Source organism: Halomonas profundus (assembly GCF_020865425.1).
Classification (GTDB): Bacteria; Pseudomonadota; Gammaproteobacteria; order Pseudomonadales; family Halomonadaceae; genus Vreelandella; species Vreelandella titanicae.
This window is the reverse complement of sequence record NZ_CP086344.1, coordinates 507,734-532,171: the sequence shown is the minus strand read 5'-3', so window position 1 is coordinate 532,171 and position 24,438 is coordinate 507,734. Positions and strand designations below refer to the sequence as shown.

Annotated in this window: 21 protein-coding genes; 8 read left to right on the top strand and 13 right to left on the bottom strand. The window is 56.7% G+C overall.

Annotation, left to right across the window (positions count from 1 at the left end; all coding sequences use genetic code 11):
- Positions 1-9 precede the first annotated feature (9 nt).
- From LMS44_RS02545 to LMS44_RS02530, 4 genes are all read left to right on the top strand, one after another.
- Positions 10-648, top strand: coding sequence for an ATP-binding cassette domain-containing protein (locus LMS44_RS02545; protein ID WP_022520166.1), 639 nt, complete (start codon positions 10-12; stop codon positions 646-648).
- Positions 614-1,345, top strand: a complete 732-nt coding sequence (locus LMS44_RS02540) for a TIGR04283 family arsenosugar biosynthesis glycosyltransferase (protein WP_022520167.1) — start codon at positions 614-616, stop codon at positions 1,343-1,345. The genes LMS44_RS02545 and LMS44_RS02540 overlap by 35 nt, the downstream gene beginning before the upstream one ends.
- On the top strand, positions 1,335-1,946 hold the full coding sequence (locus tag LMS44_RS02535) for a TIGR04282 family arsenosugar biosynthesis glycosyltransferase (protein ID WP_022520168.1): 612 nt from the start codon (positions 1,335-1,337) through the stop codon (positions 1,944-1,946). Before LMS44_RS02540 ends, LMS44_RS02535 begins: the two co-directional genes overlap by 11 nt.
- Positions 1,947-2,030: 84 nt before the next feature.
- Positions 2,031-4,193: a dihydrolipoyl dehydrogenase family protein gene (locus tag LMS44_RS02530; protein ID WP_022520169.1), complete on the top strand. Its 2,163-nt coding sequence runs from the start codon at positions 2,031-2,033 to the stop codon at positions 4,191-4,193.
- Positions 4,194-4,232: 39 nt separating this feature from the next.
- Here the strand turns inward: LMS44_RS02530 and LMS44_RS02525 are convergent, their stop codons facing one another.
- A complete protein-coding gene (locus LMS44_RS02525) occupies positions 4,233-4,628 on the bottom strand; it encodes a transcriptional regulator (protein ID WP_278370519.1) in 396 nt (131 codons plus the stop codon).
- A 165-nt stretch (positions 4,629-4,793) separates the two neighbouring features.
- Here LMS44_RS02525 and LMS44_RS02520 point away from each other — a divergent pair, with 165 nt between their 5' ends.
- The gene (locus LMS44_RS02520) at positions 4,794-6,188 is read left to right on the top strand and encodes a GGDEF domain-containing protein (protein ID WP_022520171.1); all 1,395 of its coding nucleotides are present in this window, start codon (positions 4,794-4,796) and stop codon (positions 6,186-6,188) included.
- A gap of 32 nt (positions 6,189-6,220) precedes the next feature.
- A complete protein-coding gene (locus tag LMS44_RS02515) occupies positions 6,221-7,360 on the top strand; it encodes an FAD-dependent oxidoreductase (RefSeq protein WP_053856903.1) in 1,140 nt (379 codons plus the stop codon).
- 9 nt (positions 7,361-7,369) lie between these two features.
- Here LMS44_RS02515 and LMS44_RS02510 read toward each other — a convergent pair whose 3' ends face one another.
- Both LMS44_RS02510 and gloA read right to left on the bottom strand, forming a co-directional pair.
- Complete coding sequence (locus LMS44_RS02510) at positions 7,370-7,825, bottom strand: META domain-containing protein (protein WP_022520173.1); 456 nt, start codon at positions 7,823-7,825, stop codon at positions 7,370-7,372.
- A 23-nt stretch (positions 7,826-7,848) separates the two neighbouring features.
- On the bottom strand, positions 7,849-8,289 hold the full coding sequence (gene gloA / locus LMS44_RS02505) for a lactoylglutathione lyase (protein WP_022520174.1): 441 nt from the start codon (positions 8,287-8,289) through the stop codon (positions 7,849-7,851).
- Positions 8,290-8,417: 128 nt separating this feature from the next.
- Between gloA and LMS44_RS02500 the strand changes: the two genes are divergently transcribed.
- Positions 8,418-9,488: a metal-dependent hydrolase gene (locus LMS44_RS02500; RefSeq protein ID WP_138800405.1), complete on the top strand. Its 1,071-nt coding sequence runs from the start codon at positions 8,418-8,420 to the stop codon at positions 9,486-9,488.
- A 22-nt stretch (positions 9,489-9,510) separates the two neighbouring features.
- Here LMS44_RS02500 and LMS44_RS02495 read toward each other — a convergent pair whose 3' ends face one another.
- The 7 genes from LMS44_RS02495 to rho form a co-directional block, all read right to left on the bottom strand.
- On the bottom strand, positions 9,511-10,242 hold the full coding sequence (locus LMS44_RS02495; protein ID WP_009288499.1) for an MliC family protein: 732 nt from the start codon (positions 10,240-10,242) through the stop codon (positions 9,511-9,513).
- Positions 10,243-10,287: 45 nt separating this feature from the next.
- Positions 10,288-10,800, bottom strand: a complete 513-nt coding sequence (locus tag LMS44_RS02490; RefSeq protein WP_022520177.1) for a DUF3087 family protein — start codon at positions 10,798-10,800, stop codon at positions 10,288-10,290.
- Between the two features lie 81 nt (positions 10,801-10,881).
- Positions 10,882-11,979, bottom strand: coding sequence for a 3-deoxy-7-phosphoheptulonate synthase (locus LMS44_RS02485; RefSeq protein ID WP_027957776.1), 1,098 nt, complete (start codon positions 11,977-11,979; stop codon positions 10,882-10,884).
- Positions 11,980-12,539: 560 nt separating this feature from the next.
- Positions 12,540-12,668, bottom strand: a complete 129-nt coding sequence (locus LMS44_RS02480) for a hypothetical protein (RefSeq protein ID WP_261377686.1) — start codon at positions 12,666-12,668, stop codon at positions 12,540-12,542.
- Positions 12,669-12,727: 59 nt separating this feature from the next.
- The gene (locus tag LMS44_RS02475; RefSeq protein WP_027957775.1) at positions 12,728-13,468 is read right to left on the bottom strand and encodes an FAD-binding oxidoreductase; all 741 of its coding nucleotides are present in this window, start codon (positions 13,466-13,468) and stop codon (positions 12,728-12,730) included.
- Positions 13,469-13,509: 41 nt separating this feature from the next.
- On the bottom strand, positions 13,510-15,000 hold the full coding sequence (gene ubiD / locus LMS44_RS02470; RefSeq protein ID WP_278370518.1) for a 4-hydroxy-3-polyprenylbenzoate decarboxylase: 1,491 nt from the start codon (positions 14,998-15,000) through the stop codon (positions 13,510-13,512).
- Between the two features lie 59 nt (positions 15,001-15,059).
- Complete coding sequence (gene rho / locus LMS44_RS02465) at positions 15,060-16,319, bottom strand: transcription termination factor Rho (protein ID WP_007111700.1); 1,260 nt, start codon at positions 16,317-16,319, stop codon at positions 15,060-15,062.
- A 525-nt stretch (positions 16,320-16,844) separates the two neighbouring features.
- Between rho and ppx the strand changes: the two genes are divergently transcribed.
- The gene (gene ppx / locus LMS44_RS02460) at positions 16,845-18,398 is read left to right on the top strand and encodes an exopolyphosphatase (RefSeq protein WP_141440057.1); all 1,554 of its coding nucleotides are present in this window, start codon (positions 16,845-16,847) and stop codon (positions 18,396-18,398) included.
- Here ppx and tilS read toward each other — a convergent pair.
- From tilS to dnaE, 3 genes are all read right to left on the bottom strand, one after another.
- The gene (gene tilS / locus LMS44_RS02455; RefSeq protein ID WP_041157520.1) at positions 18,373-19,671 is read right to left on the bottom strand and encodes a tRNA lysidine(34) synthetase TilS; all 1,299 of its coding nucleotides are present in this window, start codon (positions 19,669-19,671) and stop codon (positions 18,373-18,375) included. The genes ppx and tilS overlap by 26 nt on opposite strands.
- Positions 19,652-20,608: an acetyl-CoA carboxylase carboxyl transferase subunit alpha gene (gene accA, locus LMS44_RS02450; RefSeq protein WP_022520184.1), complete on the bottom strand. Its 957-nt coding sequence runs from the start codon at positions 20,606-20,608 to the stop codon at positions 19,652-19,654. The genes tilS and accA overlap by 20 nt, the downstream gene beginning before the upstream one ends.
- 283 nt (positions 20,609-20,891) lie before the next feature.
- Entirely contained in the window at positions 20,892-24,404 is a 3,513-nt protein-coding gene (dnaE, locus tag LMS44_RS02445) for a DNA polymerase III subunit alpha (RefSeq protein WP_498946740.1), read from the bottom strand.
- Positions 24,405-24,438 lie beyond the last annotated feature (34 nt).

Here is a 24,438-nt window from a genome sequence, read left to right as displayed (position 1 = left end):
AGGGACAATGTGACAGCTTCTTTTTGCGCGCCGCTACGCCTTGAGCAAGTTAGCATCGCCCTGGCAGGCCGTGAGTTACTGGCAGTGGATGCCACGATTAGCTCCGGTGAAGTACTCACGGTAATGGGGCCTTCGGGGTCGGGAAAATCCACTTTATTGGCGTATATTGCAGGCTTCCTTGATCGCGAATTCACCGCCAGCGGCGGCGTATGGCTGGGCGAGCGCAATTTGCTCAGCCTTCCCGCCGAACAGCGCAACATCGGGCTTCTGTTTCAGGATCCGCTGCTATTTCCGCACTTAAGCGTGGGCGGCAACTTGCGCTTCGGACTGCCTCGCCATCTAAAAGACAAGCGCCAGCAGGTTACTCAGGCACTTGAACAGGTTGGGCTAGCAGGCTTTGAGTCCCGCGACCCCGCCACCCTTTCCGGCGGCCAGCAATCACGCGTGGCGTTGATGCGCCTGCTGCTCTCCAAGCCGCGAGCGGTGCTGCTGGACGAGCCGTTTTCCAAGCTGGATACGGCGCTGCGCCAGGAGATGCGCACACTGGTGTTTAGCCAATTGCACACAGCAGGCCTACCTGCGCTCCTGGTCACCCACGACCACGAGGACGCCAATGCAGCAGGAGGGCCGGTTATTGAGCTCGGCTGACCAACCACCTCGGCTGAGCATCGTGATACCGGTGCTTAACGAGGCCACGGGAATTGAGGCGTCACTGACACCGCTACAAGCGCTGCGCGACCAGCGCATTGCGATACCCGTTGAGATCATTGTCGTGGATGGCGGGAGCAGTGATGCCAGCGCTCACATTGCCAAACCACTAGCAGATCGAGTGCTCAGCAGCCCAGCCGGACGAGCATTGCAAATGAACCTGGGCGCTCAGCATGCCACTGCGCCCGCACTGCTGTTCCTGCACGCGGATACTCACTTGCCCAAGAACGCCGTTGAGCAGATAACCCAAGCGCTTAACGGCCACGCCTGGGGGCGCTTTGATATTGAGCTTGCAGGCCGCAGCGGCTGGCTGCCCGTGGTGAGCTGGATGATGAACCAACGCTCACGGCTCACCGGCATCGCCACCGGCGACCAGGGCATGTTTATGCGTGCGAGCACTTTCAAAGCAGCCGGTGGTTTTCCCGAACAGCCACTGATGGAAGACATTGAACTGTCTAAACGACTCAAACGGGTGTCTCGGCCCGCCTGTTTGCAGGCGAAAGTGGTAAGCTCGGGCAGGCGCTGGGATGAGGTCGGCGCTTGGAAAACGATCCGCCTGATGTGGCGGCTGCGCTACCGCTACTGGCGCGGCGTTAGCGCAACCCAACTCGCCAAGGAGTATCGCGATGCCCGCTGAAACGCCCCACCTGCACCTGCTAGCCAAAGCGCCGCTGGCGGGGCAAGCTAAAACGCGCCTGTCGCCCCTACTCGGTTTGGAAGGTGCGGCCAACGCCCACGCGGAGCTGGTACGCCACTGCGTCGCAAATGCCTGCAAAGCGCTGCCTGCCGCCAATGTCACACTATGGACAGCGCTTGATCACGCCCACCCGCTGTTTATCGAGCTTCGCGAGGCATTTGGTGTGACGCTAAGCGCCCAGCCAGAGGGTGACTTAGGCGCAAGGGTTCGCCATGCCCTGAACAGTACTCCAGGGCCCGCTATGCTAATGGGCAGTGATTGCCCAAGCATCACCAGCGCGCTAATCACCACCTGCGCACAGCAGCTAGCCAGCTTTGAGGTGGTGATGTTGCCCGCCGAAGATGGCGGCTACGGCTTTGTGGGTACCCGGCAAGACTACCCTGCGTTGTTTGAAGATATCCCCTGGGGTACCCAAAGCGTGCTGACCACCACGCAGCAGCGTATTGAAGCATTAGGCCTCCAGGTCGCCTACCCCGCGACTATTTGGGACGTGGATCGCCCTGAAGACTGGCAGCGCTGGAAGGAGCTAGAGAATCTCTAATTAGCCGTTTCAGTGTAAGGAAACGGGCACTCTCCTCACTCAGTGACAACCGATACTTCCCTTATTAGCGCTGGAGTTTTTATTGTGACCCGACAACGTTTGATTATTGCAGCGCTACTGATCACAGCCATTGGCGTGTTTTTCATTAGCGGTGCCCATCAATGGTTCACCCTGGAAACCATCAAAGCATACCAAAGCGACTTCCAAACGGCATTTACTCAAAATCCTTGGCAGGTAGCGGGGATCTTTTTTGCTGTTTATGTGGTGATAACGGCGCTCTCACTGCCGGGCGCCACGCTGATGACCTTACTTGGCGGTGCGCTATTTGGGCTCGGCTGGGGGCTACTGATTGTCTCCTTCGCTAGCACCATGGGGGCCACGCTGGCCTTTCTACTTTCACGGTTTCTTTTCCGTGGCCCTATCGAAAAGCGCTTTCCACGCCAGTTTGCCTCGGTGAATCGCGGCGTGGAGCGCGATGGCGCTCTTTATCTATTTACCCTGCGTTTAGTGCCGGTATTTCCGTTCTTTATGATCAACCTGGTCATGGGTCTAACGCGCATAAAAACCGTCACTTTTTATTGGGTAAGCCAGCTCGCGATGCTGCCCGGCACCGCCATCTATGTGAATGCGGGTGGGCAGTTGGGCGAGCTAGAGAGCCTTGGGGGTATTCTTTCACCGACGCTTATCGCCTCGTTTTTACTGCTGGCCATCTTCCCCTGGATAGCTCGACGCATTGTACAGCTGGTTCAGAAGCGCAAAGCTTATAAAGGTTTTACCCGGCCAGCGGGCTTTGACTACGACATTGTGGTGATCGGCGGCGGCTCAGCCGGGCTGGTTACCAGCTATATCGCCAGCGCCGTGAACGCCAAAGTGGCGTTGGTGGAAAAACACAAGATGGGCGGCGATTGCCTGAATACCGGCTGCGTTCCGTCTAAAGCGTTAATTCGTGCCGCCCGCGCCGCCCATGAGGTTCGCACCGCACACCGGTTCGGAGTGACTGCCAGCGAGCCGCAGGTCGACTTTGCCAAGGTGATGGGCCATGTGCATCAGTCGATTAGCGATATCGAACCCCACGACAGTATAGAGCGCTATAACGGCTTGGGCGTTGAGGTGTACCAAGAGCACGCCAGGCTGATCTCGCCCTGGGAAATACAGGTCGGCGATAAAATCCTCACCGCCCGGCATATCGTGCTGGCCACCGGCGCACGTCCCCGGGTGCCGTCGCTACCGGGTATTAAGAGCGCCCCCGTTTTAACTTCCGAGAACCTCTGGTCGCTTACTGAATTGCCCAAGCGTTTAGTGGTGCTGGGCGGCGGTGCCATTGGTTGTGAGCTAAGTCAGAGCTTCGCTCGCCTGGGTAGCCAGGTCACCCTGGTGGAAGGCGTTTCCCAACTGCTGGGCCGTGAAGATCCAGAGGTCGGTGAGCTAATCGAAAGCACCCTGGCGGGCGAAGGCGTGTCGGTGATGACCGATGCCAGGGCGTTGGAAGTTCTCAACGGAGAGACAGGCTATCAGCTAGTGGTGGAGCATGACGGCGACCGCAAAATACTACCGTTGGACTACCTGCTGGTGAGTGCCGGTCGCCAGGCCAATGTGGAAGGCTTAGGGCTCGAAGCGCTAGGCATCACGACCACCCAAGCGGGCCCCCTTGAACTTAACGAGCGTCTGCAAACCCGCCTACCCAATATCTGGGCCTGCGGTGATTTGGCAGGGCCTTATCAGCTTACCCACGCTGCTGCTCACCAGGCGTGGCATGCGGCCGTCAATGCGCTGTTCGGCGAGCTGAAAAGCTTTGCGGTGGATTACCGCTATATGCCCGCCGTCACCTATGTACAGCCGGAAGTGGCAAGGGTGGGATTAAACGAAAAAGAGGCTAACGCACAGAGCATTGCCTTTGAAGTTACCCGCTACGCCATGGGCGAAAGCGACCGCGCCATCGCCGAAGGTGCCACTCAAGGCTTTATCAAAGTGCTTACCGTGCCTGGCAGAGACAAGATTCTCGGTGCAACCATCGTGGCGGAAAACGCCGGTGAATGGCTGGGTGAATTTACCCTCGCCATGAAGCACGGTCTGGGCCTCAACAAACTACTGGGTACCATCCACCCCTACCCCACGCTGGGCGAGGCGGCAAAGGCCACTGCCGGGGTGTGGAAAAACGCCCACAAGCCCGAACGAGTGCTGGCACTATTGAAGCACTACTTCAATTGGCGACGCGGTGACAGTTCAGCTAAGAAAATTGACACCTAGCACATCGAATTGAAAGATAATTAGAAAAAATAAGTCGACCTAATCGTTACGCCCGTTAGCAGGCGGGTGCACTTTAGCGAATGTTTCAATAATTTCGCGCACTACTTTACGCTGGGCAGCGGGAAGCTCCCGGTAGAGTGCCAGCAATTGGCGCTCTTCACTGGTGGATGAAACGTCCCAACTTGCGGAAGGTTCGCTGACCGTATAAGCGGTGCTAACGCCGTAGCGCAAGTGGTGCGGGTCTACTAACAGCCAGCGAGCCAAAACCTGGAGCTTATCCTGACTGGGGATCGAATCACCACGCAGCCAGCGCCTAACGGCCTGAAACGTGATCGGCTTTCCCCAATAGCGCAGATTAAATTCCCGCTCAAGCACTGACGGCCGCGCTTCGTAACCCGCTGCTTCCAGTGCCGCTTTTAGACGCTCGGCGAACATGATTTTTTCATTCATGCCGCCAATGTGAAGCGATTGTTCAATAATAGTTGAATAACGGTTCACCTTTTGATTGAATCATTAATTCAATTTCGAGTTTTCGCTTAGCAGTATTAGGCGAGTTGCTATGCTAAGCGCTGAAATGCGGCGCTTGAGGAGTCATTCAGAATGAGTGGCACACTATCTCCATCGGTGCAAAATCTCGACGACCTGTGTCATAAGCTGGCGCTACTATGCCGCTCGGCAACCCCTCTCGAGCTTTTTGAACTGCTGACCAAAACGCTGCATGCGCTTACCCAGGGTCAACCAGTGGCACTTTATCGCCGCTTAAGCACAGGAAACCTTCGTTTGGCGTACTACTATCCGTTGGAAAGTACCCTCGCCTCTCACCACGCGCTGCTCGCTATTCATTGTTACGACGATCTAGCCGCCTCAGAGCTGCAACTGTATGAACTAAAGGGCGAGCATGAAGTGTGGGGGTATATTGGGCATCCACCTGCGGTTCACGCTGGGCCTGGCAAGTGGATCCAGCTACTCGTCGATCTTGCATCCCAACGCTTACGCTTGTTAAAAGCAGAGCGTATGGTCACTCGCCAATCAGGTTTAAAGTCTCGCCGCAGATTGCTGTCCAGAGATATTAAAAAACTGACTTCCATTGATGATATTTTGCAGCATCATGGCGCTAGCTGGTGCGATATTTTTCAGGCCGAAGGCATTGCGCTGGCTTATCAGGGCGATCTTCACTGCTTTGGCGAGTGTCCCTCGAAGCACCAGTTATTTCATCATTTACAGCAGTTGAATCAACACAATCCCCATGACGAAATCACCGAGCTGAATGGCAGCTGCCAAGGAGGTTTAGCGGCCCCGCTAAGCGTCGCCAATGCTTCCTTGGGTTGGTTACTACTATTTCGCCAACAGCCGCTACTCCCCGCTCTGGTTGCTGATACGATGCTTCAAGACGTCTTGAGTTATTGGATGCCGCAGGAAGCCTCCATGATGATTGAACTGGCCGACGATTTAGCCGTGGCCATAACGGCCCAGGAGGTCGTTCATCTCAACCGCCAGTTAACCAAAACCAATCAACGCCTTGAGGGCTTGGCCCACACCGACCCCTTAACAAAATGCTGGAACCGCTACTATACAGAGCTGGTGATTGAGGATTTGATCAATTCGTCAGTCAGTTTTGCCATGTTGATGTTTGATATTGATGATTTTAAAAATATTAACGATACCTATGGGCATGCAACCGGCGATGATATCTTGCGTAATATGGCTCAGTTAGTGCAGGAAACGTTGAGACATGAGGATCACTTTGGGCGTTGGGGAGGTGAAGAGTTCGTCATTATATCCAAGGGGCTTGACCAAGACGCTAGTCTAAAGCTGGCTAACCGGCTCTGCCGCAACGTGGAGCAACACATCTTCGACATCGCTGGCCAATTAACAATCAGTATCGGCCTGACCCTCGCCCAGCCCGGCGACCGGCCTCGCCAGCTATTTGAGCGGGCGGATCAAGGCATGTATCTGGCTAAATTGGCGGGTAAAAACCAAGTCTTTGTCTGTTAATCCCCAACAGCACCTTGCTTCTTCTATAGGCGATGTCCATGCAGCAATTATTACTCATGGGTGCGGGCCATGCCCACGCCTTTGTACTCGAAGCCTTTGCCAAACAGCCTGAACCAAGCATCGCGATTACCGTGGTGAGTGATAGTCCTTTAGCAGCTTACTCCGGCAGCGTACCCGCATGGCTAGCGGGGGAGTGTACGCTGCGCAAGACACAGATCGACGTGGAAGCATTGTGCCAAAGAGCCAATGCTCAGCTAATTCTTTCCCCAGCGAACACGATCAACACCCAGGAGCGTTACGTAGTGCTGGCAAATGGCGAGCGCGTTAACTTTGACGTGGCCTCCGTCAACATCGGTTCGACCCTGACGTCTCCTCAGCAGCATGGGGAGAACCTCCCCAAGCTACTCGCCATGCGCCCATTGAGTAGTCTGCACCAGCGCTGGCAGGCACTGGAAAATGACATTAGCCACTTACCCAGCGGCGGTGCCCAACGGGTGGTGGGCGTTGGCGGTGGCGCTGCGGGCTGTGAAACACTAATGAGCGTGCTGGCCCAGTTGCGCAAACAGCGTCCGGATATTGATTGGCAGGGGCATTTGCTCAGCGCCTCTAACGCACTCTTGCCCGATGCCGGGCGCGTGCCACGCTGGCTAATGCGACGCGCGCTGTCACAGGCAGGGATTACCGTTCACGTTGAACAACGCGGCGAAATGCTGATTGAAGGCGGAGTAACCACCCAGAACGGTAAACGCATCGATGCGGACATCGTCCTGTGGGCAACGGGGGCTGTCGGCCACCCTTGGCTGGCGGGGACTGATCTGCCGTTGGATCAACACGGCTTTATCCGCGTTGACCATTCACTGAAGGTTAGCGACCAGCCGAATATGTTTGCCGCTGGCGACTGTGCAGCGTTTACCCCAGCGCTGCCTAACGCAGGGGTTTATGCGGTGCGCATGGGGCCACACTTAGCGGATAACCTTCGCCGTGCCTGCTACGGCGAACCGTTGCTCCCCTGGCAGCCACCCAAACGGGTGTTGGCACTCATTGGCACTGGCGACGGCCGCGCGATTGCCAGCCGCGGTGGCTTTGGAGTTTCCGGCAAGTGGGTATGGCAATGGAAAAAGCGGATTGATGCGCGCTTTATCGCCCGCTTCAATCCGCCTTTTAAAGGCTAACTGGCTGAATCAGTTGCCTTCGCGCCAGCCGCCTAGCACCCGGCTATCCGGGCCAAAGAAGACCAATCGATCATGGTCAATCAAATACCGATAGGCGGTCTCCAGCATATCCGTGACCCGCTTGGCATCGCCCATTTGCGGGCACGCCATGCGGGTGGTGGCTAACGGGCTAAACTCAATGCGCTGGTTCTCACCGAGTGTTGCTTCGCCAGTAAAGCGATTACAGCCGTCGTAACCGCTAACTTTGCCCTCTTTTGAAATCTCGAAAAATGGCGTTTCCGGCATAGAGAGCCGCTCATCAGTCCCCACCAACAGTAGGTTCCAACGCTGCTCAACAATAGCGCCCTCAAGCGAGGCATCGTTGGCGCCCCGTTGTGGTGTAGAACTTGGCCCCGGCGAACTGCTACAAGCACTTAACAGTAGCGCAGCGGAAGCCAACAGTGGTAATAAGCGCCAACCTTTCATGGTGATCGTTCCTTTTGTCATTGTTACCAGCTACCGGTGTTTTCCATAGAAGCCCATGGCTCTTGTGGTGCCAGGGCATCGCCTTTTTGCAGCAGCTCCACAGAGATTCCGTCCGGTGATTTAACAAACGCCATATGGCCATCACGAGGTGGGCGGTTAATCGTCACGCCGTTGTCCTGAAGGTGTTGGCAGAGCGCATAAATGTCATCCACCCGATAGGCTAGGTGGCCGAAATTACGCCCACCGGTGTACTCTTCGGGATCCCAGTTATACGTCAGCTCAAGCTCCGGAGCCGTCAGCCGCTCTGAGCGTGGCTCATCTTCTGGTGCGGCCAGAAACACTAGCGTGAAGCGTCCTTTCTCGTTCTCTTTTCGGCGAACTTCTTTAAGACCCAGCAGATCGCAGTAAAAATGCAGCGAAGCATTCAGGTCACTGACACGCACCATGGTATGTAGATATTGCATATCGACTCCTGTTAAAAACGGCCTTGGTCATACTTTACAAAAACGTGACAACAGAAATAAATCGCTGCAACGCTGTATAATTAAATTATAACGTTTATCTTAGCTGGGTTTACCCGTCGGAGAAACCTGTGGATTCAGTCACTCAAGCCGCGCTTGGCGCAGCCATTGGCGGGGCCGTACTGGGCCGCCGCCTTGGCCGCAAGGCCATCCTTATCGGTGCCGTACTCGGCACCCTGCCCGATTTTGATGTAGCGCTGGATTATGGCGACGCCGTCGCCAATGTCACCGAGCATCGCGGTTTTAGCCATTCGCTTTTTGTACTAACAGGGTTAGCCACCCTGTTGGCGCTGCTATGCACACGATTTGCTCCTGCAAAAGATATTAGCCTACCCCGCTGGTGGTGCTTTTTTGCTCTTATTCTGATTACCCATCCTTTGCTTGATGCACTAACTACTTACGGCACCCAGTTGCTTTGGCCTCTTGATCTCGCTCCCACCGCGTGGCCGATTATTTTTATTATCGATCCGCTCTATACACTGCCGCTGCTATTTACCTTGGGCGTTGCCTTGGTCTCTCAGCGGGTACGTAAAGCCTGCACATGGGGACTGGTCATCACAAGTGTTTACCTAATGATGGCAGCAGGGGCGAAATTAGTGGTAGAGCAACGTCTTGCCCCTGCCCTGGCAGAACAGGGTCTTGAAGAGGCTCCGCTACTGATACAGCCAACGCCGTTTAACATTGTGCTATGGCGCGCCACGGTGATCGACGGGGATCGCTACCATGAAAGCCTGATTAGTGTGTTTGACGGCGACCGTCAACCGCGTTTCGAACCATTAATTCGTAACGCTGGGCTAGAGACGTTCGCCCTGGCCAGCCAACAGGGAGAGCGTTTAATGTGGTTTGCGGGTTCTTTTTTACGCTATGAAACGCGGCTGCTAGAAGGAAAAGAGACGCTGATCGCCACCGATATTCGGCTCGGCTTCCCAGGCTTCCATCCGTTTAGCTTTACCCTGGCAACGTTAGAGGAAGAACACTGGGTACCGCTTGCGGTAAGCGAACAGTTGGAGAGTACCCGCGGTATTCAGATGCAAACGCTATCGCGCCTCGCCGCTCGTGCCGCAGGTAACACCTCGGCCCTGTGCGCCAGCGATTTCGAGGCGCATGAGTGGCGGGCCGAGCGTGTGGTTTATCGCTGCTGAGCTAGCGCTTCATCAAGGACGTCTAGGGAGCAATACCTTGGCCACAGCCGCTATACTGCTCCCCACCATAGGTCAGCGTAACGCGCGCGGGAAAAGGCTTGCCGCTCATATTATCGAAACAGGCCCCAGCATCGATACGCACGCGGAAAAAGGGCTCCACGTCAGCGTTTTCAATCACGACTCGACCAGCTTCATTGTCCATCACACTAACCATATAAGGTAGCTGGAGACGCTCTTCCCCGTAGTTCGTTTCCATCGTCAGTGTCGGCGTGTCATTTGCTAACGCAACCGTCCAGCCCGGTTCGTTACCCTGACCAAAGAACATCACGCCGGGCTTTTCAGCTCGGGTTAAGGCGTCACGCTGCTCGGCCAACGAGCACTGCAGCTGCCCTCGTGGCGTTTCCACTAGCGCCTCGTCACCCCGGTTCCAGAAGCTGATCTCACCATCTTGGTAACGGGCGCCGCTGGCCACGACGGCTTGGGGCAACCGCCATGCGCCGTGCAGCGACCATAGGCGCAAATCGTTGGCGTTGGTGGCAGCCACTAAGTGCTGCTGAGCGGGTTCGCAGTGCCACGCATCAAAACGCTGGGCAGAGCCGGGAAAAAGCGCCGAGGGCAGAAAGGGTGCCCGGTTATCCAGCGTTGCTTGGTTAGCGGCTTTAGTTTCTGTGGAGGGCGTGGCTGCACACCCCCCGAGTACCACCATCATACCGACTGCGGCGATGGCCCCACCCCATGCTTTTAACGTATTCATATGTCATGCTCCCTATATAACTAATTCTATTGCTTGCTGAACTTCTTACCCGCGTTTGAACGCCTGCAGATCGTGCGTATCGATACTTTCCACCTGCGGGGGCAACCCCAGCTCTTCGCGCTTGATTTTAACCTGCATTTTTTCCGCTAGCCGTTCGGCGTCGTCATCGGTGGTGCGCCCATTGAGCTCCGCCAACTGCGCCATGCCCTGGTGATAGAAAGTGAGCAGATCCAGCGCCGTGCGGTTGCTCTCTTCCACCGCTTTGCGCAGTTGCGAAAGATAGCCACTGACTTGCGACAAATGATGTTTGAGTTGCCAGACATAGCGCACCTCCGTCATCCATGGGCGCTCACGCAACACGGCAAATAGCGCGCTGGTGGCCAATAGCCCAAGTAGCACGCCTAGGGCATTGAGCCATAGGCTGCTGCCAAAGGTGGAGGTAAGGAGCATTGAGAACAGGAGGCCAAAAATAATCAGTTGCCCCGCCATGGCAAAGCTGATCATGCGGGCTTTGCGGCGGTAGGTCTCGGGGTCGTGATGTTCTAGGGTAAATACCATGGCCAGCCTCATTATCGCTGCAAATGTCCTATGATACGGGGCTGGCCAGGGCAAACAAGTAATAGCGTTTTACAAATGCAATTACGCCAAACGCTCTGCAGCCGTTTTAAGTAAGTGTTCGGTCGTTTCCCAGCCCACGCAGGCGTCGGTGACCGATACGCCGTAGCGCATGGCGCCAGGCTTGAGCGGCTGCTTGCCTTCGAACAGGTGACTTTCCAGCATCAGCGCGACCAGGTTGGCTTCGCCTGCCTGACGCTGCGCCAATACATCCAGCATCACTTCACTCTGGCGGCGATGGTCTTTACGCGCATTGGCATGGCTGCAATCCACCATTAGCCGTGGGTTTTGCCCGGCATTACGCAGCGCGGTGGTTGCCGCGCGTACATGTTGCGCCTGATAGTTCGGCTCGCCGTGCCCGCCACGCAGCACCACGTGGGTGTGCGGGTTGCCTGCAGTTTGCTGGACGATCGGGTAGCCTTGCGGGTCTACCGCGAAACGCTGGTGCGGGTGGGCCGCCGCACTCATGGCATCGATAGCCACTTGTACATCGCCACTGGTGGCATTTTTGAACCCCACCGCCGCTGACAAATCACTGGCCAGCTCACGGTGCAACTGCGACTCGGTGGTGCGTGCGCCAATCGCTACCCAGCTTAGTAAATCGTCTACGTAGTGTGCCAGCATCGGTTGTAAAAGCTCGGTAGCCACCGGCAAGCCGCGAGCGGCTACGGCATGCATCAGTTCACGAGAAAGCGCCAAACCGCGCGGCATATCACCGCTGCCATCCAAGCCTGGGTCGTAGGCCAGCCCTTTCCAGCCCACAGTGGTGCGCGGCTTTTCAACGTAGACGCGCATGACCGGCAAAATACGTTCGCTGATCTCTTCGCTTAATGCAGCCAGGCGGTCGGCGTATTCCAGCGCTGCATCTGGGTCGTGAACGGAGCAAGGGCCAACGACAACGAGCAGGCGGTCATCGTGACCACTCAAAATTTGCTGTACGGCGTGTCGCTGGCGGGCAATTTGCTCACTTAGCGGGGCGCTTAACGAGATACGTTGTCTGAGTTCGGCGGGGGTAGGCAGCCGCTTTGCACTGGGCTCAGGCGCTGAAGGCGTTAGCCGGGAAGTAGCATGGGCAGTGGATACAACGGTTTTATTAATAACAGGGCTGACAGGCGCATTCATGATTAATTCTCCGCAATCGTGTGACATCGTATGGTTGTGTGACCACCCAAGTGAACACGGTCGGAGGTGGCAGCTAGCACCGACCGCGCGTCGCTAAATCGCCAGCTATAGCCATAACCCACAAAGCTGGTAGCGAAAGCGTTAGTCAGTGCGCGATAAATCATGATGCTGCTCCTTGATGAAATAATGGTGAATAACTATTGCCGAAAATCGCTCAGTCTATAAATCGCTGGGGCCCCAAAACGCCAGAAGCCCCGACGGGGTTACCGACCGGGGCTTCTGTGCTTGCGGCAGGCAACCGAGTGGTGTGCCTGGTGGCGCGACGTTAGGCGTCGGCCAGGGGCACACCGTGGCTAAACCAATACCCATAAAACGCAAAACCACCAACCAATTCTGGTTGTGGGTTCACTGTATGTGGTGTGGTTAGTCGTTGCATGCCCATATTCCGCTAGATTCTGTTAGTTACGCTGGCAATAACTAGCCCCAGTGAATCGTTTGACAGGGCTGCCGCCATGGCGTTGTCGTTTTATCCTGCCTGCAAGCGCTGCAAATGGCAACACTCAACCGCTAAAAGCTTGTACCCAACCAATAGTAGCGGGCAGCGCGCTCATGCTAACCAGCACCACCAAGCCTAGAAAGATGGACAGGAAACCAGAATCGTCTTTAAAGTTTTCGTCGTGTTGGGCCATGTTAGCCTCCTTTTTTGACAACGCTATATCAGGGGGAGCGTTACAACGCTGCGGTCATATTAAGTAGAACGGGGTGCGTAGGCAAACACATCCGAAAACACCCGCTCAAGCTTTATGCCTTTTGTGTCGAGCACATCCAGGCAGGCGTAGACCATGTTGGGCGAACCCGAGATATAAACATCATGGGTTTCTGGCGTGATATCTGCGGTTTTCAACACCTGATCAATACGACCCAGGTGATGGGCAATCCGCTCGCCCGCTGCTAACGGCTCTTCCAAGGGCGATTCGGTTACCGCATGAAAGCAGACATTGGCGTGGGTTTGCGCCCACTGGCTGGCCAGTTGCTCTAAATAGAGGTCGCGGTGTTCGCGGGCGGCCCACCACAGCGAAATTTCTCGTTCGGGCTGTTCATGCAGTACCGCTTCGACAATGGCTTTCATCTGGGAGAAACCGGTTCCTGCTGCAATCAGCAGCAGCGGTCTTTCGCTCTCACGATCAAGCACGCACTCACCGCCGGGCAAACGCAGCGTGAGCTGATTGGCTACCTGCAGCAGTTCCCGCAGCCGCGCTGAGTTATCCCGCTCCGGCCAGTGTTGAATATGCAGCTCGATAACACCATCGCTGCGATCGGCACTGGCGATCGAAAACGGCACCCAGGTGGTGTCATCCAGCTTAAGCTCTAAATATTGCCCCGGCGCATGCTGCATGGCTTCGGCGCGCCCAGTTAGCGTCACGCCAAACACATCGGGGCTTAAGTTCTCAACCTCGGTGACTTGGCAAGTCAACGTCCTTGCACTCATGAAAGCCTCTTTTTACAAATTTGGTCAGCGATACATCGCATTCAGCGGCGAGAGGGCGGCAATTCAAGACCAATCCCCAGCGCTTCCCAGCGTTCATCCACGCGCGCTTTAACGGCATCGTCCATCACAATCGGGGTGCCCCATTCACGGTCAGTTTCTCCTGGCCACTTATTGGTGGCATCAAGCCCCATTTTCGAGCCAAGACCTGAGACCGGCGAAGCGAAATCGAGATAATCAATGGGGGTATTTTCGACCATTACAGTATCCCGCGCGGGATCCATCCGGGTGGTGATCGCCCAGATAACATCTTCCCAATTGCGTGCGTCCACGTCGTCATCCAGCACAATCACAAACTTGGTGTACATAAACTGACGCAGAAAGCTCCATACCCCCATCATCACGCGCTTGGCGTGGCCGGGGTACTGCTTCTTCATGGTGACCACTGCCATACGGTAAGAGCAGCCTTCCGGTGGCAGGTAGAAGTCGACGATTTCGGGAAACTGCTTACACAGAATGGGCACAAAGACTTCATTCAGCGCCACACCGAGAATCGCCGGCTCATCCGGCGGACGTCCCGTATAGGTCGAGTGATAGATCGCATCACGGCGCATGGTCATCCGCGTGATGGTAAACACCGGGAAGTGGTCGACCTCATTGTAGTAACCGGTGTGGTCACCAAAGGGGCCTTCCGCCGCCATATCATCGGGATAGATAAAGCCTTCGAGGATAATCTCGCTGGACGCGGGCACATCAAGATCCGCATGACCGCACTTCACCAGCTCGGTACGCGAACCGCGCAGTAGGCCCGCAAAGGCGTATTCTGAAAGCGAATCCGGCACGGGGGTGACGGCGCCCAAAATCGTCGCCGGGTCAGCGCCAAGCGCCACCGCAACCGGGAAAGGCTCGCCTGGGTGGGCTTTCTGGAACTCCAGAAAATCCAGCGCGCCGCCACGATGGGAGAGCCAGCGCATGATCAGGCGGTTCTTGCCAATCTTCTGCTGACGGTAAATCCCTAGGTTCTGGCGCTTCTTGTGCGGCCCTTTGGTAATCACCAGTGGCCAGGTGACCAGTGGCCCCGCATCGCCAGGCCAGCAGTGCTGAATCGGCAGCAGGCCGAGATCGACCTCGTCGTCTTCATACACCACTTCCTGTACCGGCGCATGCTTGACGTTTTTCGGCCCCATGCTGAGTACTTGCTTGAAGATCGGCAGCTTGTCCCAGGCGTCTTTCAAGCCTTTCGGCGGATCAGGCTCTTTGAGAAACGCCAACAGCTTACCCACTTCTCTGAGCGCTTCTACCGATTCTTGGCCCATGCCTAGCGCAACCCGTTTAGGGGTGCCAAACAGGTTGCCCAACAGCGGCATGTCGTGGCCTTTGACGTTTTCAAACAGCAACGCCGGGCCACCGACACGCAGCGTGCGGTCGCAAATTTCGGTGATTTCCAGGTAAGGATCGACTTCGACATGAATACGCTTGAGTTCACCCTGGGCTTCAAGCGCCGCGATGAACTCACGCAAGTCTTTGTACTTCAAGGCACGCTCCCTGGCTGGCGAATGCGCCGCGTTAGCGGCGCTCTTTTTTACACCACAAGCTAGCGGCGCTTCATCGCTTCAAAGAACTCAAGATTGGTCTTGGTATCTTTCAGACGGTCAATCAGGAATTCAGTGGCGGCGGTGTCTTCCATCGGATTGAGCAGCTTGCGCAAAATCCACATGCGCTGCATTTCATCCTCAGAAGCCAGCAGGTCTTCACGACGGGTGCCACTGCGACGGATATTGATCGCCGGGAATACACGACGCTCAGCCAGCTTGCGATCCAGGTGGGCTTCCATGTTACCGGTACCCTTGAACTCTTCGAAGATGACTTCGTCCATTTTGGAGCCAGTATCGACCAGCGCCGTGGCGATAATCGTCAGGCTGCCGCCCTCTTCGATATTACGCGCCGCACCAAAGAAGCGTTTTGGCTTCTCAAGGGCGTGGGCATCGACACCACCGGTGAGCACTTTGCCAGAGCTGGGCACCACGGTGTTGTAAGCACGCGCCAAGCGAGTAATCGAGTCGAGCAGAATGACCACGTCTTTCTTGTGCTCAACCAAACGCTTGGCTTTCTCGATAACCATTTCAGCGACTTGCACGTGACGCGCTGGCGGCTCATCGAAGGTTGACGCCACGACTTCGCCACGCACGGTGCGCGACATTTCGGTGACTTCCTCAGGGCGCTCATCGATCAGCAGTACGATCAGATGACACTCTGGGTTGTTGCGCGTGATGGAGGTCGCGATGTTTTGCAACATCAGCGTTTTACCCGCCTTGGGCGGCGATACCAGCAAACCACGTTGGCCTTTACCGATCGGCGCGGTTAGATCGATGATCCGCGCGGTAAGGTCTTCCGTGGAGCCGTTACCGATCTCCATACGCATGCGATCGTCTGGGAACAGCGGCGTTAAGTTCTCAAACAGGATCTTGTGCTTGGCATTTTCCGGACGGTCAAAGTTGATTTGACTGACCTTCAGCAGGGCGAAGTAGCGTTCACCCTCCTTCGGCGGACGGATTTTGCCGGAAATGGAGTCACCCTTGCGCAGATTGAAACGGCGGATCTGCGAAGGCGATATGTAGATATCGTCGGGACCGGCGAGATAGGAGCTGTCAGCGCTACGCAGGAAGCCGAAGCCATCCTGAAGAATTTCCAGCACACCGTCGCCATAGATATCCTCGCCACTTTTGGCGTGTTTCTTGAGGATGGCGAAAATGATGTCCTGCTTGCGCGAACGGGCCAAGTTATCAATACCCATTTCACGGGCGATATCGAGGAGCTCGGGAACGGTTTTTTGCTTGAGTTCAGTGAGATTCATCGGTGTGTTAGAAAGTTGCTCATGGAAGCTGGGCGCCAGGCGCCGGGAATAAGACAGGAGGCGTGAAAGTGACGCCGTGTGATGCGTTCAGACCCCGGTAAAGGCACGCGCTCGAAGATGAAAGGAACGGCGTTGGACTTAACTAACAACGCTGCTGCTTGTTGTTATTAAGACTCAACTCGAGGGTGCTAACACTTGTTTAATCTGGCTACCCCAGGAAAGTGGTTGAACCAGTGGGCTATCTGACGACTTGGAATTCTGGCTGACGCTAACGGGATAAACAGTGAATAACGTCTGGGGCGACCAAGGTGCCGTACTTGCACGACGCATGCAAGATGATTTATCTAAACAGCGACTCATCTCAGCTGCGAAGTACTTGTGGACACGCTAACTAACCAGGTCAGATCAGGCCAGTAGCTCGATGGTAGTCAAGCGCCGCGACAAACGCAAGCCTTTAGGTGTCTAGCAATTGACAATAGATAAAGGTCGCCGCAACCTTGGCACAGCCAACACGAAGGAAAGCTCATGCCCAAGGACATTTCGCTCCCCATTGCCACCGCTCCCGCTGAGGTAGACAGCGGTGCGCCGCAGCGCTTCGCCGCTATAGACCTGGGTTCCAACAGCTTTCATCTACTGGTGGCCAATTACCAGCATGAACGCCTCCAGGTGGTGGCCCGATTGGGCGAAAAGGTGCAGCTCGCCGCGGGTTTAGACGATGATGGCCTGCTCAGCGAAGAGGCAATGCAACGCGCACTAGACTGCCTGGGCCGCTTCGCGCCGTTTTTAAGCGATATCACCAACGCCAATTTGCGCATTGTCGGCACTAATGCGCTACGCGATGCCGATAATAGCCAAACATTTATCGAACGCGCCGAAGCACAATTAGGCCACGCCATCGAAATTATCGCCGGCCGCGAAGAGGCTCGGCTGATTTATTTAGGCGCCGCCCACGCGCTGGCCGAAAATGGCCGCCGATTAATCGTCGATATTGGCGGCGGCTCGACCGAATTCATTATTGGTGAAGCTTTTGAGCCCAAAGCGCTGGAGAGCCTGCGCATGGGCTGCGTGACATTTTCCCGACGCTTCTTCTCCGACGGCGAGTTGAACGAAAAACGTATGCGCCGCGCCGAGCTCGCCGCTCTTTCAGAGCTCGCCAACATTCAGCGCCCCTATCAACGCCTGGGCTGGGACGACCCAGTCGGCTCCAGCGGCACGATCAAGGCCGCCGCCAGCGTGTTGCATGCCTATGGCGATACGCCCCACGAGGGTGTTATCACTCGCGCCGGTTTAAAGAAGCTGCGCGAACGGCTGCTGAAGTGCAAGCAACTGGATAAAGTCGCGCTGGAGGGCCTCAAGGCTGACCGTGCCAAAGTTTTCCCGGCGGGGATTGCCATTCTTGGGGCGATTTTTGAAGCCTTTGATTTAACCCAAATGCGTTTTGCCGATGGGGCGCTGCGTGAAGGCGTGCTCTACGATATGGCCGGGCGCAATACCGCCGAAGACTCGCGCTCGAAAAGCCTGGAGTCGCTACAGCGCACTTACGATGTTGATACCCGCCAAGGGCTTAACGTCGCCGACACTGCCGAGCGGCTGTTTCAGCAGGTACGCCATGCGTGGTCGCTAAACCTTGACCAAGGGCGCTATTTGCAGTGGGCTAGCCACGTGCATGAAATCGGCCTGGCGATCTCTCACAGCCAGTTTCATCGCCACGGCGCCTACCTGCTGGAGCATTCGGATCTCGCGGGTTTTTCACGCCCTGAACAGCGCCAACTGGCGTTTTTAGTGCGCGCGCACCGGCGTAAATTTCCGCTCAAGGAGTGGCAGGCCCTGCCGGAAGCGCAACAGGAGACGACCCAGAAGCTCGCCCGACTGCTGCGTTTAGCCGTTTTGCTCAACCATTCCCGCCCGGAAACCGCGCCCTCGCTACCGGAAATAAGCGCTGACAGCGATAGCTTGACGATCACGCTGCCTGCCAGCGATGAACCCACCCTGCTGAGTACCGACCTGGAACAGGAGCAGGCGTTTATGGAAGCCGCCGGTTTTAAGCTGATCGTTAAGCAGGCGAAGTCAGACGTGTAAAGCAAACGCCCTCTGCCTGCCATAACAGCTGAGCAGGGGGACAAACCACCCCGATACACGCCTCACCCTGCATGATAACCACCAGCCGCTGGCGCTCCCAGGGCGGCATATCCGCCTCTTGTAGCAACCGCTTTAGGTCGCGCCGCCCTCGTTTAGGCAGTTGAATAACCTCCCCACCTTGTCGCCAGGTCGCTCTCAGCGGTTGAGACGGCTCTTGTAATGAGGCCACCTGCCACCCTAGCGGCCCGATAGGCGTTTCCAGTGGCGTTTGACCATCCCAGCTAACCTCCCACGACGATAACGCTTCAAAAGGCACCATCAGATAGAGCCGCTGGCGCCATAGGCGCGCCTGAGCACCCGGCCACTCAACGCACACCGCGGCACCCGCCTTGGCATTCAATTGATCCAGCAGGCTCTCTAAACGCTTCTGGGGCGGTGTTGGCAAGCCTTGCTGTTGGCAAAGAGTACGCACCAGCAGCCGCTGGCGGGGACGGGAGCGCTGACTAAGTGCGCTCGCATCTATCTGCCCTTCTCCGGTGACGAGCTCGTTTAGCTCGGCTGCTAAATACTCGCTAAGCACCGCATCTGCGTCACCGGCGTTGGTTGCGCTATTGGCTAAAGCAGCGACGGCTGTGGGCCAGCGCTCGCGCAATGCTGGCAATATTCGATGGCGCAGGCGGTTGCGATCAAAGCGAATATCTTGATTGGTGGGATCTTCGCACCAGCGCAACTCAAGCAGCCCAGCCGCAGCTTCAAGTTCAGCTCGGCGCACGGAGAGCCAGGGACGCACCAAGGTGGTACTTTGGGCCTCCCGGCGATAGGGCATACCGGCCAGGCCGCGTAGCCCGCTGCCGCGCAGAGCGGCGAGCAGAAAGGTTTCCGCCTGATCATCCTGGTGCTGGGCCAGCCAGAGCGTATCGCCAGTGGGAATGGTGGCCAAAAAAGCCTCATAGCGGGCGTTGCGAGCGGCGCCTTCGATGCCTTCACCTTGTGCATCTACCGTCACATTGACCACGGTCAGCGGCACGTTCAAACGCACACACATATCCCGGCAGTGCGCCTCGAACGTCTGCGCTGCTGCCTGTAGGCCGTGGTTAATGTGGATAGCCCGCAAATGGCGGTCTGCTTGTTCGCAGGCCCGTGCGGCTAACGCGAGCAGCAGGCAGGAGTCCAAACCACCTGAGAGTGCCACCCAAATAGAGCGCCCCGGCGGGGTTTCCGCCAGGGCGTCGTTGAGCAAGCGTTGCAGCGTATTAAGCGGCTGGGGCGCCATAGCTCATTAAACGCTTGTAGCGACGCTCCAGCAGAGCGTCAGTGTCCATTGACTGCAGACGCCCCAAGCTCGCGGTAAGCGCCTCTTTGACCCGCTCAGCAGTGGTTAGCGGGTGACGGTGGGAACCACCGAGCGGCTCTTTGATCAGCGAATCGACGAAACCCAGCTCTTTCAGTCGCTCGGCGGTAATGCCCATAGCCTGAGCGGCGTCAGAGGCTTTTTCAGCGCTTTTCCATAAGATCGATGCGCAGCCTTCCGGTGAGATCACCGAGTAGGTCGAATACTGCAGCATTTGCAGTTCGTCGCAGACGCCAATTGCCAGCGCGCCGCCGGAGCCGCCCTCGCCCACCACGGTGGAGATAATCGGTGTTTTCAGTCGCGACATAACGGCCAGATTATAGGCGATAGCCTCTGACTGACCGCGCTCTTCGGCGTCGATACCGGGATAGGCACCGGGGGTATCGATAAAGGTCAGGATCGGCATTTTAAAGCGCTCGGCCATCTCCATCAGACGGCACGCTTTGCGGTAGCCTTCTGGGCGCGGCATACCGAAGTTGCGGCGCACTTTCTCTTTTACATCGCGGCCTTTTTGATGGCCAATCACCATCACTGGTGCATCATTCAACCGCGCAATGCCACCTACCAGCGCGGCATCATCGGCGAAGTTGCGATCACCGTGCAGCTCGTCAAAGTCGGTGAAGATGTGTTCGAGGTAGTCCAACGTGTAGGGACGCTGAGGGTGCCGTGATAGCTGAGAAACCTGCCAGGGAGTCAAATCCTTGAAGATCGATTCCGTCAGCTTGCGGCTCTTCTCTTCCAGCCGAGCGATCTCGTCGGAAAGGTTGACTTGGCTATCGGAGCTGACTAGACGCAGCTCCTCAATTTTTGCCTGAAGTTCGGCAATCGGCTGTTCAAAATCGAGATAATTAGGATTCATCGGCTCTGCCTGTAAGCTGCCTGTCAAAAACAAGCCTGATCAAAATAAGTATTATCGCACCCTGACCCTGCCACGCAAGGTGGGCTCACTTATGCACAGAGTGCAATCTCACGAGGGCAGGTCTCCGCGAGGGCGCTGTGAACCCATCCTTGGGCGCTACTTTCGCCATCTGACCGCCATGGATGGCGGAAATGCCGGAATTGTCAGGAACATTTTCCGGCCCTGGCCGAAAGACCCTCGCTTCAACCTGCCCTCTTCCGATAGTTTAGTGACGTATCGTCAGCTATCGATAGCGTAGCTGTACGCCTGTCTGACCCTGGACATCCTGCAGCGCCAGCAGTAAGTCGTCGCTCGGTGCGACTTTCCACTCATCGGCAAGTTCCAGCCAAGCCACTGCCGCTGGGTGGCGGTACTGCAGGCGCACCGGCAACCCCTCTTGATCGCGATACGGCGTCAGGCTGTCGCGCAGGGTTTCAATTAAGCGGCCATTGATCTGCCCCGCGTCCAATGCCAGTTCCACGGCTTGGCCGTAGCGAATGCGCGCCGTCACCATTGGTGTAACGTCTTTACCGCGTAGGCGCAGGCCACCAGAGTATTCGTCGCTGGAGACTTCGCCCTCAACGATGAGTACCTGATCAGCCTCAATCTGACCGCGTAGTTGCTCGAATAGCTCCCCAAACAGCGAAGCTTCAATACGCCCGGTGCGGTCATCCAGGGTGATAAACGCCATGGTATCACCACGCTTGGACTTCATAGTGCGCACGCCGACCACTAGCCCAGCAACGCGCTGGGGGTCACGAGAAGGTTTTAAATCGCTGATCCGCGTGGAGACAAAACGTTTTAGCTCCCGCTCGTACTCGTCGATCGGGTGCCCTGTCAGGTAAAGCCCCAGGGTATCTTTCTCCCCTGAGAGCCGTTCGCGATCGGTCCACTCACGGGCGTTGATGTATTCGGCGTAAACGTTGCTGTCATCGTCACTTTCATCGGCCGCGGCGAACGCATCACCAAACATATCCAGCATGCCCAGATTCTGATTGGCGTGGTTTTGGGCAGCGGCTTTTAGCGCGTCCTCCATCGCTGCAAACAGCACCGCACGATTGGGGCCTAAAGTATCCAGCGCGCCGGAGCGAATCAGCGCCTCCAGGGTGCGCTTATTCATCCGCTTGGGATCAATGCGGCGGCAGAAATCAAAGATATCTTTGAAAGGGCCATCTGCCTCGCGGGCTTCGACAATGGCGCCAATGGGCCCTTCGCCCACGCCGCGAATGGCGCCTAGCCCATAGACCACACGCGCATCGGTATCGACGGTGAACTTGTAACCACCGACGTTGACGTTCGGCGGCGTTACGGTGAGCTTGAGGTTCCGACACTCCTCGATCAGCGGCACCACTTTATCCAGGTTGTCCATTTCCGTGGACATAACGGCGGCCATAAAGGGCCCCGGATAGTGGGCTTTCAGCCACGCGGTTTGGTAAGAGACCAGCGCGTAGGCAGCCGAGTGAGACTTGTTAAAGCCGTAACCGGCGAATTTCTCTACCAGGTCAAAGATGTTACCGGCCAGGTCTTTATCGATACCGTTGGCGGCACACCCCTCCATAAAGCCGTCACGCTGCTTGGCCATCTCTTCGGGCTTTTTCTTACCCATGGCACGGCGCAGCATATCGGCCTGGCCGAGGCTGTAGCCTGCCATTACCTGAGCGATCTGCATGACCTGCTCTTGGTAGAGGATGATGCCGTAGGTGGGCGCCAAGACAGGTTTCAACAGCTCGTGCTGGTAATCCGGGTGTGGATAAGAGACTTCGGCCCGGCCGTGCTTACGGTTGATAAAGTCGTCGACCATGCCCGACTGCAGTGGGCCGGGGCGGAACAGTGCCACCAGGGCGATCATATCGTCCAGGGAGTCAGGCAGCAGGCGCTTGATCAGCTCCTTCATGCCGCGGGATTCGAGCTGGAAGACCGCCGTGGTTTCAGCGCGCTTGAGCATCTCGAAGGTTGGCGCGTCGTCCAGCGGGATGCTGTCGATGTTGAGCGGATCCTGGCCGTTAACGCTGCGCACCTTGTCGACCATCTCTAGTGCCCAGTCGATAATCGTCAGCGTCCGCAGGCCCAGGAAGTCGAACTTGACCAGCCCCGCCTCTTCAATATCGTTTTTATCGAACTGTACCACCAAGCCGGAGCCATCTTCATCGCAGAGCAGCGGTGAGAAATCGGTCAGTTTGGTGGGGGCGATGACCACGCCACCGGCGTGCTTGCCGGTGCCCCGGGTGGTGCCCTCAAGCTTGAGCGCCATTTCCCAGATCTCTTCGGCCTCTTCATCGTTGCCGATAAACTCTTTGAGCGCGGGTTCCTGCTCAATCGCCTTGGCCAGGGTCATGCCTACTTCAAAGGGAATCAGCTTGGAGAGCTTATCCCCCAGCGAGTACGGACGGCCTTGGGCACGGGCGACGTCGCGCACCACGGCCTTCGCCGCCATGGTGCCAAAAGTAACAATCTGGGAGACCGCATTGCGCCCGTAGCGCTCGGCTACGTACTCGATCACCTTGTCGCGTTTTTCCATGCAGAAGTCGACGTCAAAGTCGGGCATGGAGACACGTTCGGGGTTAAGAAAGCGCTCGAACAGCAGGTCGTAGCCAATCGGGTCTAAGTCAGTGATCTTTTGCGCGTAGGCCACTAGCGAACCAGCACCGGAACCACGCCCCGGGCCTACCGGTACGCGGTTGTCCTTGGCCCACTGGATGAAGTCCATCACGATCAGGAAGTAGCCAGGGAACCCCATCTGGATAATAACGTTGAGCTCGAACTCCAGCCGGTCGCGGTAGCGCTGGTCGATCGCCTGGTACTCTTCGCTGTCGCGGGGGTAGCGTTCAGCGGGAAACAAAAAATCCAACCGCTCGGTTAAACCGTCATGGGATACTTTGCGGAAGAACTCATCCTGGGTCATCCCTTCGGGAATGCCGAACTCGGGCAGGAAAATCTCGCCCAGGCGCACATCCACGCTGCAGCGCTCGGCGATCATCACGCTGTTTTCCAGCGCTTCGGGGATATCGGCAAACAGCGCCGCCATCTCGTCGGGGCTTTTTAAGTACTGCTCTTCAGTGTAGCGGCGTTCGCGGCGTGGGTCGTCCAGCGCTTTACCTTCACCGATGGCGACGCGGGTCTCGTGGGCCCAATAATCTTCGCGCTCAAGAAAGCGCACGTCATTGGTCGCCACCACTGGCGTGCCTGTTTCAATGGCCAGCTTGACGCTGGCGTGAACGCAGGCCTCTTCCAGCGGGCGCCCGGTGCGAATCAACTCTAGATAAAAGCGCTCGGGAAAGGCCGCCTGCCACTCTTCGAGCAGCACCCGCGCATCCTGTTCGTGATCAGATAGCAGGTGGCGGCCAATCTCACCCTCCCGCGCGCCGGAAAGCGCAATCAAGCCTTCGCTCTGCTCCAGCACCCACTGTTTATCGAGAATGGCGCGCCCCTGCCATTGACCATGCGTCCAACCTTTCGAGATCAACTCGGTCAGGTTGCGATAGCCAATATCGTTCATCGCCAGCAGCGTTAGCCGGTAAGGGTGGGACTCGTCATGGGGATTATGGAGCCATAAGTCGCTGCCAATAATCGGCTTCAACCCCGCCCCCTGGGCGGCTTTGTAGAACTTCACCAGGCCGAACAGGTTGGTTTCATCGGTCAAGGCCAGCGCTGGCATCGCCCGTTCAGCCGTGGTGCTAACCAGCGACTTTAGCTTCACTAAGCCATCGACCAGGGAATATTCACTGTGCAAACGTAAATGAACGAACGGAACCGTCATGAGACTCTCAGCAAAACGCTAGGTGAAGAAAAAT